General features: G+C 31.0%; 10 protein-coding genes. 5 read left to right on the top strand and 5 right to left on the bottom strand.

The window, feature by feature from the left end:
* Positions 1 to 132: 132 nt before the first annotated feature.
* The 3 genes from ACX6U0_RS09710 to ACX6U0_RS09700 all read right to left on the bottom strand — a co-directional run bounded on the left by ACX6U0_RS09710 (position 133) and on the right by ACX6U0_RS09700 (position 1,981).
* Complete coding sequence (locus tag ACX6U0_RS09710) at positions 133 to 657, bottom strand: hypothetical protein (protein WP_464959751.1); 525 nt, start codon at positions 655 to 657, stop codon at positions 133 to 135.
* 37 nt (positions 658 to 694) lie between these two features.
* Positions 695 to 1,438 (bottom strand): metallophosphoesterase family protein, encoded by a 744-nt coding sequence (locus tag ACX6U0_RS09705; protein WP_464959750.1) that lies wholly within the window; start codon positions 1,436 to 1,438, stop codon positions 695 to 697.
* 213 nt (positions 1,439 to 1,651) lie between these two features.
* Positions 1,652 to 1,981, bottom strand: a complete 330-nt coding sequence (locus tag ACX6U0_RS09700; RefSeq protein WP_464959749.1) for a pyrophosphohydrolase domain-containing protein — start codon at positions 1,979 to 1,981, stop codon at positions 1,652 to 1,654.
* 90 nt (positions 1,982 to 2,071) lie between these two features.
* Between ACX6U0_RS09700 and ACX6U0_RS09695 the strand changes: the two genes are divergently transcribed.
* A complete protein-coding gene (locus ACX6U0_RS09695) occupies positions 2,072 to 2,365 on the top strand; it encodes a YHYH domain-containing protein (RefSeq protein WP_464959748.1) in 294 nt (97 codons plus the stop codon).
* A 75-nt stretch (positions 2,366 to 2,440) separates the two neighbouring features.
* Here ACX6U0_RS09695 and ACX6U0_RS09690 read toward each other — a convergent pair whose 3' ends face one another.
* On the bottom strand, positions 2,441 to 3,016 hold the full coding sequence (locus ACX6U0_RS09690; RefSeq protein WP_464959747.1) for an excalibur calcium-binding domain-containing protein: 576 nt from the start codon (positions 3,014 to 3,016) through the stop codon (positions 2,441 to 2,443).
* Positions 3,017 to 3,290: 274 nt separating this feature from the next.
* Here ACX6U0_RS09690 and dptF point away from each other — a divergent pair, with 274 nt between their 5' ends.
* From dptF to ACX6U0_RS09670, 4 genes are all read left to right on the top strand, one after another.
* On the top strand, positions 3,291 to 5,522 hold the full coding sequence (dptF, locus tag ACX6U0_RS09685) for a DNA phosphorothioation-dependent restriction protein DptF (RefSeq protein WP_464959746.1): 2,232 nt from the start codon (positions 3,291 to 3,293) through the stop codon (positions 5,520 to 5,522).
* Positions 5,522 to 6,904, top strand: a complete 1,383-nt coding sequence (gene dptG / locus ACX6U0_RS09680) for a DNA phosphorothioation-dependent restriction protein DptG (protein ID WP_464959745.1) — start codon at positions 5,522 to 5,524, stop codon at positions 6,902 to 6,904. Before dptF ends, dptG begins: the two co-directional genes overlap by 1 nt.
* On the top strand, positions 6,885 to 12,113 hold the full coding sequence (dptH, locus tag ACX6U0_RS09675) for a DNA phosphorothioation-dependent restriction protein DptH (RefSeq protein ID WP_464959744.1): 5,229 nt from the start codon (positions 6,885 to 6,887) through the stop codon (positions 12,111 to 12,113). Before dptG ends, dptH begins: the two co-directional genes overlap by 20 nt.
* Positions 12,114 to 12,210: 97 nt before the next feature.
* Positions 12,211 to 13,548 (top strand): Sau3AI family type II restriction endonuclease, encoded by a 1,338-nt coding sequence (locus ACX6U0_RS09670; protein WP_464959743.1) that lies wholly within the window; start codon positions 12,211 to 12,213, stop codon positions 13,546 to 13,548.
* Here the strand turns inward: ACX6U0_RS09670 and dcm are convergent.
* Entirely contained in the window at positions 13,540 to 14,787 is a 1,248-nt protein-coding gene (gene dcm, locus ACX6U0_RS09665) for a DNA (cytosine-5-)-methyltransferase (RefSeq protein ID WP_464959742.1), read from the bottom strand. The genes ACX6U0_RS09670 and dcm overlap by 9 nt on opposite strands.
* Between the last annotated feature and the right edge of the window lie 45 nt (positions 14,788 to 14,832).

Raw genomic sequence — 14,832 nt, 5'->3', positions numbered from 1 at the left:
GAAAACGTGTCTTTCGGTCTTAAAATGATTCTACTTATTTAATTTTTAAAAAAACAAATGTTTGAAGAAATGATTGTCAGGTTTGAACCATTTACTTCTAAAATCGTTACATCATAATCATCTTCAAGAAATTTAACTAACAAAAATAAAATAAGGATTCTTTATCAATTCAATACCAGTTGAATGATACCTTGTAAAAATATCCTTTCTATCCCACTCTCCATCCACAACCATTTTCGTTCTTAACCCTGCTGTATCTAAGCTTATATCCTCTTTTTTGGTTACAATCGCTGTAAAGTAATAGTTATATAAAATCTCAAAGATTTTTTCATCAGTTAATTCCCTATTTGAAAGTAAGCTTTTTATTTCATTAAAATAAATATTCTTACAAACAATATGTTCAATGATTAAGTTACTTTGGTCATTATTGTTTAATTGGACCAGTGCATCATTCGTGACAAATACTGCCCGATTTTTCTTAGTAAACTTTTTTCCTTGTTCTCTTAATACATCATCAATTGCATCTGAAACTAATCCTTCGATAAAAGTAGTAGAAAAAAACTTCTCCTTTCTTCTACCTTCTCTCATATTTGAAAAATAAAGCAAATCCTCCATTATGTACTTGCTGGCTTTCTGCAATGTTGTTTTTCTGTCCATCACGTGTTGACTCCCTTTAGATGTTTTAATCTGTGATTTATACTTGATATTTATTTGATCCTGAATGACATAAAACAGAATGAGTGGATACAATACCTTCTTTATTTACCTTCATTCCATGTAAATAACCACCATAAACCGCTCCACCATCTAAACAAATTTTCGTACTGCAAGGCGAAGTCCAGATATCGAATTTATTCTCAGTTTTATGAAGAATGGATGTAGGCGTATGACCGAAGATAAAGGTTTTATTCGTATTGTTGTGACCGAAATGAAACTCATCACGAATCCAATAAAATTCTCGTTCACTCGTATTCTTCCAATCTGCTAGATTCAGATTCACGCCAGCATGAACAAAAACGAAATCCTCCCACTCATAGTAAAGTGGTCTAGATTCAAGAAACTCTAATTCAGTTTTAAATTGTACTTTCATTAATTGAGCGATTTCTTCTGCATCTTTTTGATTTGTTATATCAGTTCCAAAGAATGAGTTAATTGTTTCATAACCACCTTGTCCGTAGTAGTAGTCTTTTTTGAATTGTGGTTGATCTAGCCAATCTAGGAGCATTCTTTCGTGGTTTCCTAGTAAGACGATTGCATCGTGATCTTTTTGTAGTTGAATGGCTTTTTGGACTACGGCGTATGGTTGTGGGCCTCGGTCTACTAGGTCTCCGAGAAGTACGAGTTGTTCGTTTTCGGGATTCCATTGGTTTAGTAGTTCATTTAGTTCGTTGTAGCAGCCGTGGATGTCGCCGATTGTGAAGATTGTTTGTTTTTGCATGATGGGAATCCTTTCTGAAATGAGTTTCAAGAATGTTAAATTAATAATTCTTTTATTATGACAGATTTTATGTAAAATTGTAAAAATTCAAGGTGTTAAAAGCAAAAGAAAAAATCTAGTAAATTTGTAGTTTATATACAAGATGTTACTGGATTTTTGATTATTCAATATCAACATTTTAAGTATCTCGTTAATGATTAAATTACTATTTCTTCATTTCTCCACAACATGTTTCAATAATATTCTTTCTTTAAATCCCCCACGCTCTTCTTTCTTTCGCAATCTTACTTTCTCTATTTCCTCAATAGTAATTCCTTTCGTTTCTGCTATAGCATAAAGGACTTCTAAAACATCAGCTATTTCTCCAGTGACTTCTTCTGGTGTAGCTAAATAAAATTCATCTAGCTCTTCTTTTAACTTTTCGTTTAATTTTTCTTCATACTCCATTTGTCCTAGTATTTCTGTTTCAAAAGCATCTCCAATTTCTTCAATTATTAATGGAATTTTATCTCTTATTAGTTTGTTATAGTGTTTGATAGCCACATTTCCTCCTCAAATGTCGATTTTTTTAAATTGTTTTAACATTCAATCTCCCAGTAAAATAGTAACAGTTTAATTAAAGGAGGAGAAGAAATGTCAAAGAAAATTTTTTCATGTTTGATTGCAATTATTCTTAGTTTAACTTTTGTGTTTCATGACGCGGACGCGCACAGTGGGAGAACAGATCAATTAGGAGGTCATTTCGTATCAAAAACAGGTCAATATCATTTTCACTCATATTCATCCATTACTAACAAAGCAAAGACTAAAAAGGCTGTTGTAAATTTAATACTTAATTACAATAGTAGCGCTGATAATTATGAAGTTAATGTGAAGATTATAGATTGGGCTTCTTATAAGAGGATTTATAATAAGAATTTGAAGTAAAAAATTTCAAGAAATAAAAAAAGAGAATCTGTTGATTCTCTTTTTTGTTCTCAATTATAAATAGATTCTACAATTTTATCTGTCACAGCCTATACCGTCACCATCTCGATCAAGATGCTTTGCATAACCTGGCTCACCTTCATAAATAGGATCAGCATCAGCTGCTCGAACAGCTGAACAATTTTCATAGAATACATTTTTCTCTTCCGATTGCTCTATTAGAGCTGCTGCTTCTTGTTCTTTCTCTTCTTCAGCTTTTCTCTTAGCTTCTACTTGTTTTTGCTTTTCAGCCGCTAATCTTTTAGCTTCTGCTTCTTGTCTCTTCTTTTCTTCAGCTAGTCTCTTAGTTTCTGCCTCTATTTTTTTCTTTTCTTCGGCATTTTTCTTAGCTTCTTCTTCTAACTTTTTCTTTTCTTCTGCTAGTTTTTTAGTATCTTCTTTATCATCATTACTCTGAGCTTCTTTTACGTTATTTGAAGTACCTTTCGTAGAAGTATCGTTAGTACATGATGATATTAGTACTAATAATAATAAGATAATAGTGATAATAATTCTGGTCTTCTTAGTAAAGTGTTTGTGTTTCCACATTAAAAAAAGTCCTAATGGAAAAAAAAGAATTAAAAATAAAATTGCTACTGATTTCTTACTCATGATAAAAACCCAACCCCTTGATTTATTAAAGCCCTATGGATTATATCACAATAGCTTTTATCGGTGAGTAATTATTATTAAAAAAGCATTAGAAAAACATGATGTAATTTTTACCAATTAAGAATAATTTTATAGGTTAAATTCATAGGAGAAAATAATAAATTTTACCAATGTAAGTTTTACGAATACGCATTCAAAATCGAAATTAGTTTGTTATAATAGTAATATTGTAGTAATTTTTCGGCCAAAACTAGGAATTGAAAGGAATTTTAATATGAATTTTGAAAATCTATGGACAAAATTGAAAATTTTAGTACCAGATGATGAACCTTTTTTTACTTATTCAGAAATGGTGCAAATGATAGATAATAACCCAAGTGAGCAGATCGTATATATGGATTTACTTTTTAGAGAACTTTCAATCCAACGAATGCAACAATTATATAAGAAACATTCCCTTAACGAACTTTCTATCAATTACTTTCATATGCAAGCGATTGATAAAGGATGGCATCTTATGAAGGTTAATTTAAATGCGCCTATGAAAGAATATAAACTTGCACTCAATTATGTAAAGATAAGTCGAATTGTTTATCAGAGAAATATTAGTATAAATGAAGCAAAAGAGGCATTACATATTCTTTTATTACTTGCTGAAGAATGGTTAAAAGAACATGGCAATAGTATAGAAGAAACACAAACCGTAACTGTTAATAATCTAATAGAAACTAAAAATGACTTAATACCTTCTACACCAGAAGCTATTGATTATCCTGTGATTAAACCTGTTAAAATATCAGAAAAAATACTTGTGCAATCTGAAAATATTAGTAACCAACCTGAAAGTCAATTATTGAAACAATTAAGAGTACTTCAATCTTCATCAAAGGAATCTGTTGCGGATGCTGGTAACTTTGGAGAGTTAAGAAATTATATGCACGTCGTTCGTCCAATACAGCTAGAGTTAGAACATATTCTTACAAGTATTAAAAACACCCCAGAACCTCAGCTAATTTTATTATGTGGTAGTGTTGGTGATGGAAAAAGTCATCTACTTGCATATCTAAAGGAAAAACATTCTGAATTGCTAAATGATTTTTACATTCATAATGATTCAACAGAATCATTTAATCCATCTAAAGATTCATTGGAAACTTTAGAGTTAATACTAGAACAATTCGATACCCTACCTTCAAATGGAAAAAATACTATTATTGCTATAAATCTAGGGGTACTTCATAACTTTTATAATAAACAACGCTCAAATAATCGTTTTGTTCATTTATGTAACTTTATTGATAAGACTGGCATTTTTAACCAAAATGAGATTAGCATTCAATCGGACAATCAATTTCATATATTAAATTATGCTGATTATCAACCATACGAGTTAACAAACTCAGGAGCAAGTTCTTTATTTTTTACTAATATTCTAGAAAGAATTACTGCTGTTACTACAGAAAATCCATTTTATAATTCTTGGATTAAAGATAAAGAAAATGGTGTTACTAGTATTGCTCACCAAAACTTTGGACTATTATTGCAACCTGAGATTAAACAAGCAATTGTTTCGACAATTATTAAATCTATGGTTCAGCAAAAAATAATTGTATCAACACGTTCCTTCTATAATTTACTTTATGACATTATTGTTCCAGTAATCGAGGAAAACAAATTAGTTAATAAAATAAATTATATGTTACCAAATCTTTTATTTGGACATCCTGACCGTTCTAATCTTTTAGAGGCTATTCATAAGCTTGATCCTATTAAGTATAGAAGTAGTATTACAGATCAATTAGTTTCTGAATTTATGTTGTCTATTGATTTGAGCCAAAAAGTAAAACAAGTTATTGAGAAAACTAAAGACTTAGAGATTTGGAGTTTTATCAGTCCAAATATTAAAAATGAAGAATTCATTGCATTTTCTAAACTTTTAGTTAGACAGTATTCTCTATTATTTGAAACAACTGAAAATCAATCTTACCTTGAATTTATTAATTACCTATTTCATTACTATCACGGAAACGAAGATGAAATTGGCTCTCTTTTTGAACTTATTTCTGATGTATTGTTTAAATGGAAAGGTTCACCAAAACAAGATTATATTTTTATAGATTCTCCAAATAAGTTGTTTAGAACTGCTTATCCATTACAAATTGAACCAGCAGTTGATGAACAAAGATTCGGATCATTAAATGGTTCTACTGAAATTTCCAAATTTATTCCTTCAATCGCAATTGGATTTGAGCAAAACGGTAAAAATCATTTATTTGAATTAGATTATTCTTTGTATGATTTACTTAAGAAAATACAAAAAGGTTACAGACCAAATCGCAAAGATATTTTAAATGCAATTCAGTTCTCTGAATTCTATGAGTCTTTGATACGCAATACTGATAAAACAAAAAATATGCTAATTGTCTCAACAAAAGATGGCATGATATTGGAACTTAAAAAACCAAAGTTTTCAACCTCTAAGTATGAAGTAAAGCAGGTGCACTAATGACAAAGTATGAACTTAATTTTGAAGCGATTGAAAAATTTGCTCTTGATAAAAATGGAAAATACCGTAATGAAAGACGTGATATTACTTACCTACTCCCTCTTCCAACACGTGAACCTGAACGTGCGAAATTTGAGCGAGGTTTTTGGTCGATCACTGCTGGTATTACTCGTTTAATTTTTGAGAAAGATATTGTACCCCAATCAAACGAAGAATCCTTTGAAGCATTACTTCTAGCAGGCAAATTTGATTCTGATGCAACTATGAAACTATTTAAATACTATCTACAAGAACAGTCAAATGATGTCCAACGTCACCAAGTATCACAATTATTTCAAATTGAAAATATACCTCTTTCTGAATCAAAGGCTGAACAAAAAGGTGAAATTGATTATATAAAATTTTTATTCGATACATTAATTGCTGGATCATCAAATGAGTTAACTTCTTGTTTTAAAAACGAGAATGAACTTGATTTATTAAATAATATTATTATCTCGTTAAACCAAGAATTGGGTCAGTCGAAAGAATATACTCCAATATATCCAATCTTATTTAAAGAATTAAAAAAACAATTTTTAGAAGACTTGAAACACCTTTCTAAAAACTCAGTTTTTATGCTTGAAAATATTAATATATTATTTGTTCACTATTTATTTATTTTAATGTCACAAACTGTATTACAAACTAACAAATTAACTGACTTTAATGAAAATAAGCTAGTTCCCTTATTCTTTATAATGAATTGGGAGAATGGTGCTAGTTGGCGTAACAATTATAAAGAAGGATTTAAACTATTAAGGGAACAAGTTAATGACTTCTATTCACACGAACATTCCCTCAATATTATTGGTAAAACAACATTTACAACAGAAAGAAATCTTTATTATCATGATATTCATCAAAAGCTGCAACAGGCGGGTCCAGAAGCTGAAAGACAGTATATTGAATCAGTCTATAAATGGCTAAATGAAGTTTTTGCAGAAAAAACAGGAATCACAGTTGAACAATTTAGTGAAACTAAACAATTAAATGATGCTTTTTCTGATTTAGTAAAAGCTGTTTCTGCCAATTTAGGCAATGAGTTAAAATCTCGTTATCCAAAGGCATTTGAAGCAATCATTCTTAAATTCTATCGAAAACATGGTGGTTCATTAGGTACGCTATTATCACTTTCACAAGAGCAATTGATTCTTCTCGTTGCAGTCTCAATAAAACAAGAACGAATTGAACTAAACTTGCTATGGAAGGAATTCGAAAAGAGAGGTATTTGGATGGACTATCAAACAAAAGAAGAAGTCATTAAAACATTAGATAAACTTAACTACTTAGAAAAGAAAAGTGATAGTGGGGATGCTCAGTATGTCAAATCAATTTTATAATTTTATTGGAAATCTATTATCAAAGTTTTTTGCTAATGAGGCCCATCTGAATAATAATGATAGATTTTATTTACATTTACCTTCATATGAACATGTGGAATCATTGTTTGATGCATTAAAGCAATTACCTGAAAGTCATACTTTTTACTATACACATGAAAAAGGCGATCAGGAATTCAAAACTATTAGCTTAAACTATGAAAATATTAAGTATGTTATTGCGACTACAGGTCCGAATACTTCCGAGGATTTTCTAGTAACCTTACGAAATGAAATGAGTAAACAATTGAATCAGTGGGAAAATACTTCTCTTGTTCTCTTATGCGATATAGTAAAAGATTCTATTTTAGGAGGAAGCATCAGTTTAACAAATGAAGGTTTACCTCTCCATATAAAACAGATAGTCAAATATTTTGATCAACTTTTACTAAAAAGTAATTTATCAGTTAGTGAACGTAAACTAATTGCACATTACCTTAAAAAAAGAGAATCTGGTCAGCGAATTGAAAATTCTTCATTCCTAGATTTTAAAGATATACTTGCACTTGTTGAAAAGAGCTCATTAATTAAAGAGGATTATAGATCTCTTCATTACTTTGAAGACAGCGACCTCATTTCAATGATTAGTCAACAAGAAAACGAAGTATTTGAATCAGGAAAATGGAACCAACTTCAACGAAAAATTGAAAGACGATTAGATGAAAACAATCGTAAGCATGAAGAAATAGAGAGAATTTTGACATTAGGCAATTCCAAAGAAAAACTAGAGGATTTATACGATAATGGTGCTAAGAGCCTAAATGATGAAGACTGGTATAAGCAAGACTTTAGTAAACTACTTTCTTGGGAAGAAAAAGTTAAACAAAAGCGCGATATTTGTTTTGAACCAGAAAAGATATCTATTACAGATGATCTAGATAGAAAACTTGGTAGTGATCAATTTTGGAAGCGTGCAACCTCGGATACGAAGGCTGGACAAAGAAAATGGCATCTTTTAATCTTTGCATCTGATGATATGACACATGTTGAAATTAAGTTTCCATTTGATCGACATACTCAAAAAAAATCACTTATAAGTGCTAGTTCTAAGCATACTGAAACTAAAGGGCACTCTCTTGTTACTACTTTGCCTATTGACCATGAAAAAGCAACGTTTGAGCGAGTTGTTTACAAGCATGAAAACAGTTCTAGTAGTGAATTTGTTTTTAATATTTCTATTATTAAAATTGGGACTAGATTTTTAGATTCACATCGGGTAGGTTTTCTAATTGATACAACTCCAAAAAATCAACAGGCTATACGTCTTACATTGGATGGAGAAAATGAAATCAATTTAGGTGAAGCAAAATCAACCATAAAACTTGAACAACAAAATGCAACCTTAGATGTTGACGATGAAGCTAAAATTATTTTTTCTTCAAACATCATCTCTGAAGATGAGTCTACTCTTCGTTTCACGATTAGAAATGACGGATTTACAATTCCGATTTCTATACGCGATGAAGTTTTAAGATCATTACCAATTGATGGACCAAAGATTTGGGAGAAAAAGCGTCTAAACCAAAGTTCTTTCCCACTACTAGAAGAAGGAAAAAAAGTAGAAATCGAAAATAATAAATACTCTACATTCCCAAATGATCGTAAATTCTTTCTATGGGAACAAAAGTGGACTGCAAATTCCATGCGTTCAGCTAGTTTAAAATTAGATGAATTGTATCCTAATCAATTAGATATTCCGAACTTAGTTGAGGAAGCATATGAGAAATTTATTAATATAATTCTAGAAAAAAACACCATTCCTTCCCTACTCTTCTATGATGAAGAAGTTAAACATGTTGCAACAGAATATCTTCGTGCTTATTTAAATGCAATTGAAGATATTGAAGCAAATAGAATTATGGATAATAGTCATCGTAATCTGTTTCAATTAGGTACATTACAATCTGAAACTGAATTTTACATGACTCCGTTTTCTCCATTAAATGTAGCTTATCAATTGCAATTAATGAGTGAAGTTGGAGATGAAATGATAGATTCAAATATCATAAAAAAACTGAAGGCTGCTTATACACTCCCTTATATCACTGATACACAAGGAAACATCTGTAAACCAACAGATGACAGCTCGCTTCCAGAATGGCATCTATTTAAGAAACGTGAAATTGTAACAATTGGTGAAACAAATAGTTATTTAGCGCAAGTGGTACAAGAAAAAATGGAACAATTTTGTGATCATTATGATTATTTATTCGCAATTGATGAAACCGCACCAATTCGACTTAATATCATTAATATTCCAAATGACCGTGAAGTACTAAATGGAATTGTTAAGTGGATTAAAAAAGAGATTACTTTACGTCAAGGCTTTACGAACCTTCGTCAGATTGAAATTTCGGCTTATGGAAATTGGGCAAATACTACAAGTTCCTTCGATGCATTAAATGAAATAACAAGTGCAGAATTGCTGAAACAAACAATTGGCATCGATTTTTCAATGAATAACTATGAAGCTGATGACGTTTTACATGCAACACAGAAAATTGTTCAATACATGAAACATAATCTTGATGATCCAATTAATTATGCACATGTTTCCTTCTTTAAAATGGGACAGGAAGATAGAATTGTAAAGCAACCAATGAAAGAGTTACCTAATAGTTTAAATTTAAATGGTCTATTTACAACTATCGTTTCAACAAAAGCCGATGACTTAGGATTTAGAGCTGGATTTGGTATTGGAGGAGCTGATGTTAATCGAACAGATTTAACAAGATTCGCTTATCTAATGAACGAATTAGCTGCAAATATGGATAATGGTGGACACGATGCATATATGAAAGATATTTCGTTATCTATGCATATTGGTTTAGAGGATGAGCAATTTTTAAAGGATCTATATCAACAATCCCATTGGGTTACATTTATTGATCCATCTGTAGATTTAAGCTATTTCCAAAAAGCATCAAGTAATGTAGTCATTGTTCATTATACTGATCAATTATCATCTACAAATAGCTATGATGCTATTACGATTACAGACAAATCTGATCAATACTTTAATATAATAAAAGAATTTTTATCTTCACAAAAAGTAACATTTAATGAAGATAATATCGAACATGCAATTCAAGCTTTCAATACTTTCAATGGAGAATGGTTACTCCGTGCCGTTCAGGGCCGTGGACAAGACAAACGTGAGAAGATGAGTATCGTTTCTGCAATAAAGAAAATGCTATTATTCTTTGATCGTCCAAATTATTTATGGGTACCTATCTCAATGGAGGAAATTGTACGTGTAACAGGCAATGTTAAATTAAGCCGTAAACAAGGATTGTTTTCAGGTAAAACAATTGGAATTCGCGGCAACTGTAGTGATGACATACTTATGCTAGGTCTTGAAATAATTGAAGATAAATTAAATCTTCATATGTACCCTGTTGAAGTTAAAATCGGTAATAATGAAGCAACTGTGATAGAAAAAGGTATTAATCAGATACTTGAATTAAATAGAAGGATAAATGAGCAACTAGTTGAATCAAACTCATTCGATTCACGCTTTTTAAGGAATTATTTTGCACGTCTGTTTATTAATAACTCCAAAAAAATGCTAATGAACAATATTTGGAATGAACGAGATTACGATCTTCCGCAGCAAATCATTGATAAATTATTAAATGATGAGTTTGATATCGTTGATTCTTTAAAAGCTGAATATGGAGCAGGTGTAGTTGTCTCGTTCCGTAAATTAGCAACAGGTGAAAGCAAAGTCCGTCGTAATGGAGTTACTGTTTACGAGGTTCCAGAATTTGAGGGATATGCAACTGTACCTAAATCAATAAAACAACTTGAAGATGAAATGAAAAATAAAAGCACTACTGCTTTTAAAAATGATTCTGATCAAGAAACAAGTAAAACAATAGAAAATCCAGATGAAACTTTAACTAAAGGTTTAACAGTTACTGGTGGAATAATAAAAGAAACAGACGATATACCAAATGATAATGGTACAATTCAACCAACTGAAACAGATGATGATACTGCTCTTCATCCAAACAATAGTAATCACATCCCTTCGAACCCAGCGCTTCAAGATATTCGATTACTAATTGGTAACGAACGAACAGATAGTTATTTCTGGGAATTTGGTCATGGTCAATTATCTAATAGACATCTCTTGATTGGTGGACGCTCTGGTCAAGGTAAAACATACTTTATTCAATCTTTACTATTACAAATGTCAAAACAAAATCAATCTTCAGTTGTAATTGACTACTCAAATAGTTATACCGAACAACAACTTGATCCAATTTTTGTTAAAAATATTGGTGATCGATTAAAAGAGCGAATAGTCTATCATGAAGGCTTCCCTCTTAATCCATTCCAAAGACGTAAGAAAGAAATTGGTGGAATAAGCGAACTTGAAAAACCTGCGGAAGTAGCTAGAAGAGTAGTAGCTGTTTTTGCAGCAGTTTATAAGTCATTTGGAGAGCAGCAAAAGAGCGCGATTTATGAAGCTACTAAGCATGGTATTGAAAAATACGGTGACAATATGCGAATGGAACAGTTGCTTGAAGAGCTTGAAAACCTAGAAAAACAAAGCAAGGCTGTAATCTCTTCTGTTAGTAGTAGACTTATACAATTAGTTGATATGGATCCTTTCGACTACGATGCTGAAAATGAATGGGAAGAAATTTTTGCTCCTTACGGAAATGTGACTATTATTCAACTTGCAGGATATGATCAAGATGAGATTAAGAAATTATTAGCAGAATTTATCTTATGGGATTTATGGTATTATTCTCAAAATGGAACGAAAGATAAACCACTACCAGTCGTATTAGATGAAGCACAAAATCTTTCATTTAGCGATGGCTCACCTTCAGCAAAAATTTTGCGAGAAGGTCGAAAATTCGGATGGTCAGCTTGGTTTGCTACTCAATCCTTTAATAATTTCGCGAAAGAAGAATTATCTGTACTAGACAACTCTGGAACTAAGATTTATTTCGCTCCTGCAGAAAGTGAAATAAAAATCATTGCAAATAGGATTGGATTATCGTCACCAGATGATTTAAGAAATTTACAAAAAGGACAATGCCTAGTTGTTGGTCAGTTTTCACAAGGAAATGGCGGGTTATCTTTACCTGAACATCACTTTGTAAAAGTACCATCGATTGCAGTTCATAATAAAATTGAAATCGGACTTACGTAATATAACTTTAGTAACCTCACTCACTGAGGTTACTAATTTTTCAAATTCAAACTAATGAAATCTTCAAGAAGCAAAATACTGTTATTAAGGAGTCTATATGGATTACAAAGTAAATGATCCTATTGATATTGAACGTCATGCTAAAATATTAGAAAACAAAACATTTTATGAAATAATGCCAAAAGATATTAGCACTAATAAGGACCATAAGGGTGGTCTTGGTACAATTGTTGAAAAATATCATTTTGGTTATGAACCAAATTCTAACAGTGAGGCAGATTTTGCTGAAGCAGGTGTAGAACTAAAAGTAACGCCATACAAACAAAATAAAAACAAATCATACTCAGCTAAAGAGAGATTAGTCCTTAACATTATTAATTATATGAATGAGTATAAGTTTGACTTTGAAAATAGTTCTTTTTGGAATAAAAACAAACTTATCTTATTGATTTTTTATTTATTTGATGAACATGTTTCCAGAGAAGAATATAAAATTACTCATGCTCAATTATTCCAATTTCCAGAAAAAGATTTAGAAATTATTAAATCAGATTGGAATACAATCGTGAATAAAATTAAAGATGGTAAAGCTCATGAACTCTCTGAATCCGACACTTATTATTTAAGTGCTTGTACAAAAGGTGCAAATAAGGAAAGTGTTAGAGAACAGCCTTTTTCAAATGAACTAGCAAAACAACGTGCTTTTTCACTTAAATCGTCCTATATGACTTATGTTTTAAATGAGTATGTATTAAAACGCAAACAAACATATACACCAATTACTCAAGACTTACAAGGTAGATCAATTGATGAATTTATCCTTGAAAGTTATTATAATTACTTTGGTAAAAGCCTATCAAATCTATGTGACTTATTTAATATAAATCAAACTAGTAAAGGCAAAACATTTTTAGTAGCTGCAAAAATGCTGAATTCAGAATTAACGGATTTAAATAAATCAGAGGAATTCATTAAATCAAATACTAAGATTAAAGCAATTCGTATTGAAGAAAATGGGAAAATAAAAGAACACATGTCATTCCCTACTTTTAAATATACTGAAATCGTAAATGAAACTTGGGATGAATCAGAATTAAAAAATATGTTTCTTGATACGCGCTTTTTGTTTGTTATTTTCAAAAAATCTCAGGATGATTATGTATTTTCAAATGCATTCTTTTGGACAATACCAACTGAAGACTTAATAGAAGTTGAGCATGTTTGGAATAAAACAGTTGCTCAAATCCAAAATGGTAAAGCTCATGATTTACCAAAACAAACAGAAAGCCGTGTAGCTCATGTTAGACCACATGCTAAAAATGCGTTGGACACATACCCAACTCCATATGGAGAAAACGTCGTAAAAAAGTGCTTCTGGTTAAACAATTCATATATTCTCGAACAAATAAAAAAACAAGAAAATGGCTCATATTGAGACATTTTCTTGTTTTTTATTTAACTCTTTATTAAATTCTAATTCAATCTCTTTAATTCTATCTCCCATTCTTTCTACTAAATCGACAACAAGGGCATTACCCATACAGAAATATCTCATACGCTCAGACATCCCAGTGTTTGTCCAATTATCAGGGAATCCATTCAATCTTTCACATTCAACAGGTGTTAAGTACCTCAAACGATTTGTTTCCAGATCTGCAACAACATGAGTACTACGATTCGTTGTACCTTCGCTAGTTAGCATTGTTCTACCAGGTTTATTTAAATCTTCAGGGAATGACATTCCACCTTCAGAGAAGATATACTGATGACCTGTTGCTGATGTACGCTCTATTTTCTTCGGTCCTTTTAGATATTCAAATTTCGCTATTGCTTCATCAGATAAGTAATATTTTTCATCAACATTGCTAACTAAAATATTTCTTAAAGGAGTTGGACTTTCAATAACTGGTGTAACCTCTTGTGATAAAAACATTCCGTTTCTCATTATACCAGCATTATAAAATTGGGCTTTAAAATTATCAGAAGTCCAAAGAATGTCTGAAGTAATATTACCTTCTGTAATTTTAGTCAAATTATTTAACCATGGTTCAACAGGGAACTTATTCGCAAATAATCCATCTTCAAATAAAATTTCATCATTTGTTTTAGCGATGAGTGAATTTGCATACTCACTATTACTCTTATATGCAAAAATAAAAACTCTTCTTCTTCTTTGAGATAAACCATAATCTGCAGCATTAATTACTCGCCATTCAACATCATAGCCAGCATTACTTAAGCTACTAAGCATAATTCCAAAATCTCTTCCTCTTTGTTTAGAAGGTGATTTTAAAAGTCGATCAACATTCTCTAATAATATATATTTAGGCTTTGTATTTAATTGATTCACTAACCTCATAATTTCCCAAAATAATACACCTTTTTTACCTTGTATACCTTGCTCACCACTTAATGTACGGGCTACTGAGTAATCTTGGCATGGAAATCCGCCAACTAACACTTCAGCTTCTGGAATATTTTCAATTTCAATTGTCGCTATATCCTGATTAAGATGTACTCCAGTATTAAAATTAGTAGCATAACAATTAAATGCATCCTGAGCTTTTTTTGATGGCTCCCATTGATTACCAAGTACTATATTAAAAAACTTAGTTTTTTCTAAACCAAGTCGAAATCCACCTACTCCTGCAAACAACTCAATTACTTTAAGCATTTTTTTACATCCTTTCTACAAAACAAAACACGAACATACTTTCTA

It is taken from the genome of Gottfriedia sp. ABJ_BB2_2, from assembly GCF_055484705.1.
Note: the sequence above shows the minus strand (reverse complement) of the source record. Positions and strands in the feature narration are given on the sequence as shown.

Bases quoted from the DNA above. Each gene is read 5' to 3' on its own strand.
- ACX6U0_RS09710 (WP_464959751.1), bottom strand. From the start codon at position 657: ATGGACAGAAAAACAACATTGCAGAAAGCCAGCAAGTACATAATGGAG.
- ACX6U0_RS09695 (WP_464959748.1), top strand. From the start codon at position 2,072: ATGTCAAAGAAAATTTTTTCATGTTTGATTGCAATTATTCTTAGTTTA.
- dptF (WP_464959746.1), top strand. From the start codon at position 3,291: ATGAATTTTGAAAATCTATGGACAAAATTGAAAATTTTAGTACCAGAT.
- ACX6U0_RS09705 (WP_464959750.1), bottom strand. From the start codon at position 1,438: ATGCAAAAACAAACAATCTTCACAATCGGCGACATCCACGGCTGCTAC.
- dptH (WP_464959744.1), top strand. From the start codon at position 6,885: ATGTCAAATCAATTTTATAATTTTATTGGAAATCTATTATCAAAGTTT.
- dptG (WP_464959745.1), top strand. From the start codon at position 5,522: ATGACAAAGTATGAACTTAATTTTGAAGCGATTGAAAAATTTGCTCTT.
- ACX6U0_RS09690 (WP_464959747.1), bottom strand. From the start codon at position 3,016: ATGAGTAAGAAATCAGTAGCAATTTTATTTTTAATTCTTTTTTTTCCA.
- dcm (WP_464959742.1), bottom strand. From the start codon at position 14,787: ATGCTTAAAGTAATTGAGTTGTTTGCAGGAGTAGGTGGATTTCGACTT.
- ACX6U0_RS09670 (WP_464959743.1), top strand. From the start codon at position 12,211: ATGGATTACAAAGTAAATGATCCTATTGATATTGAACGTCATGCTAAA.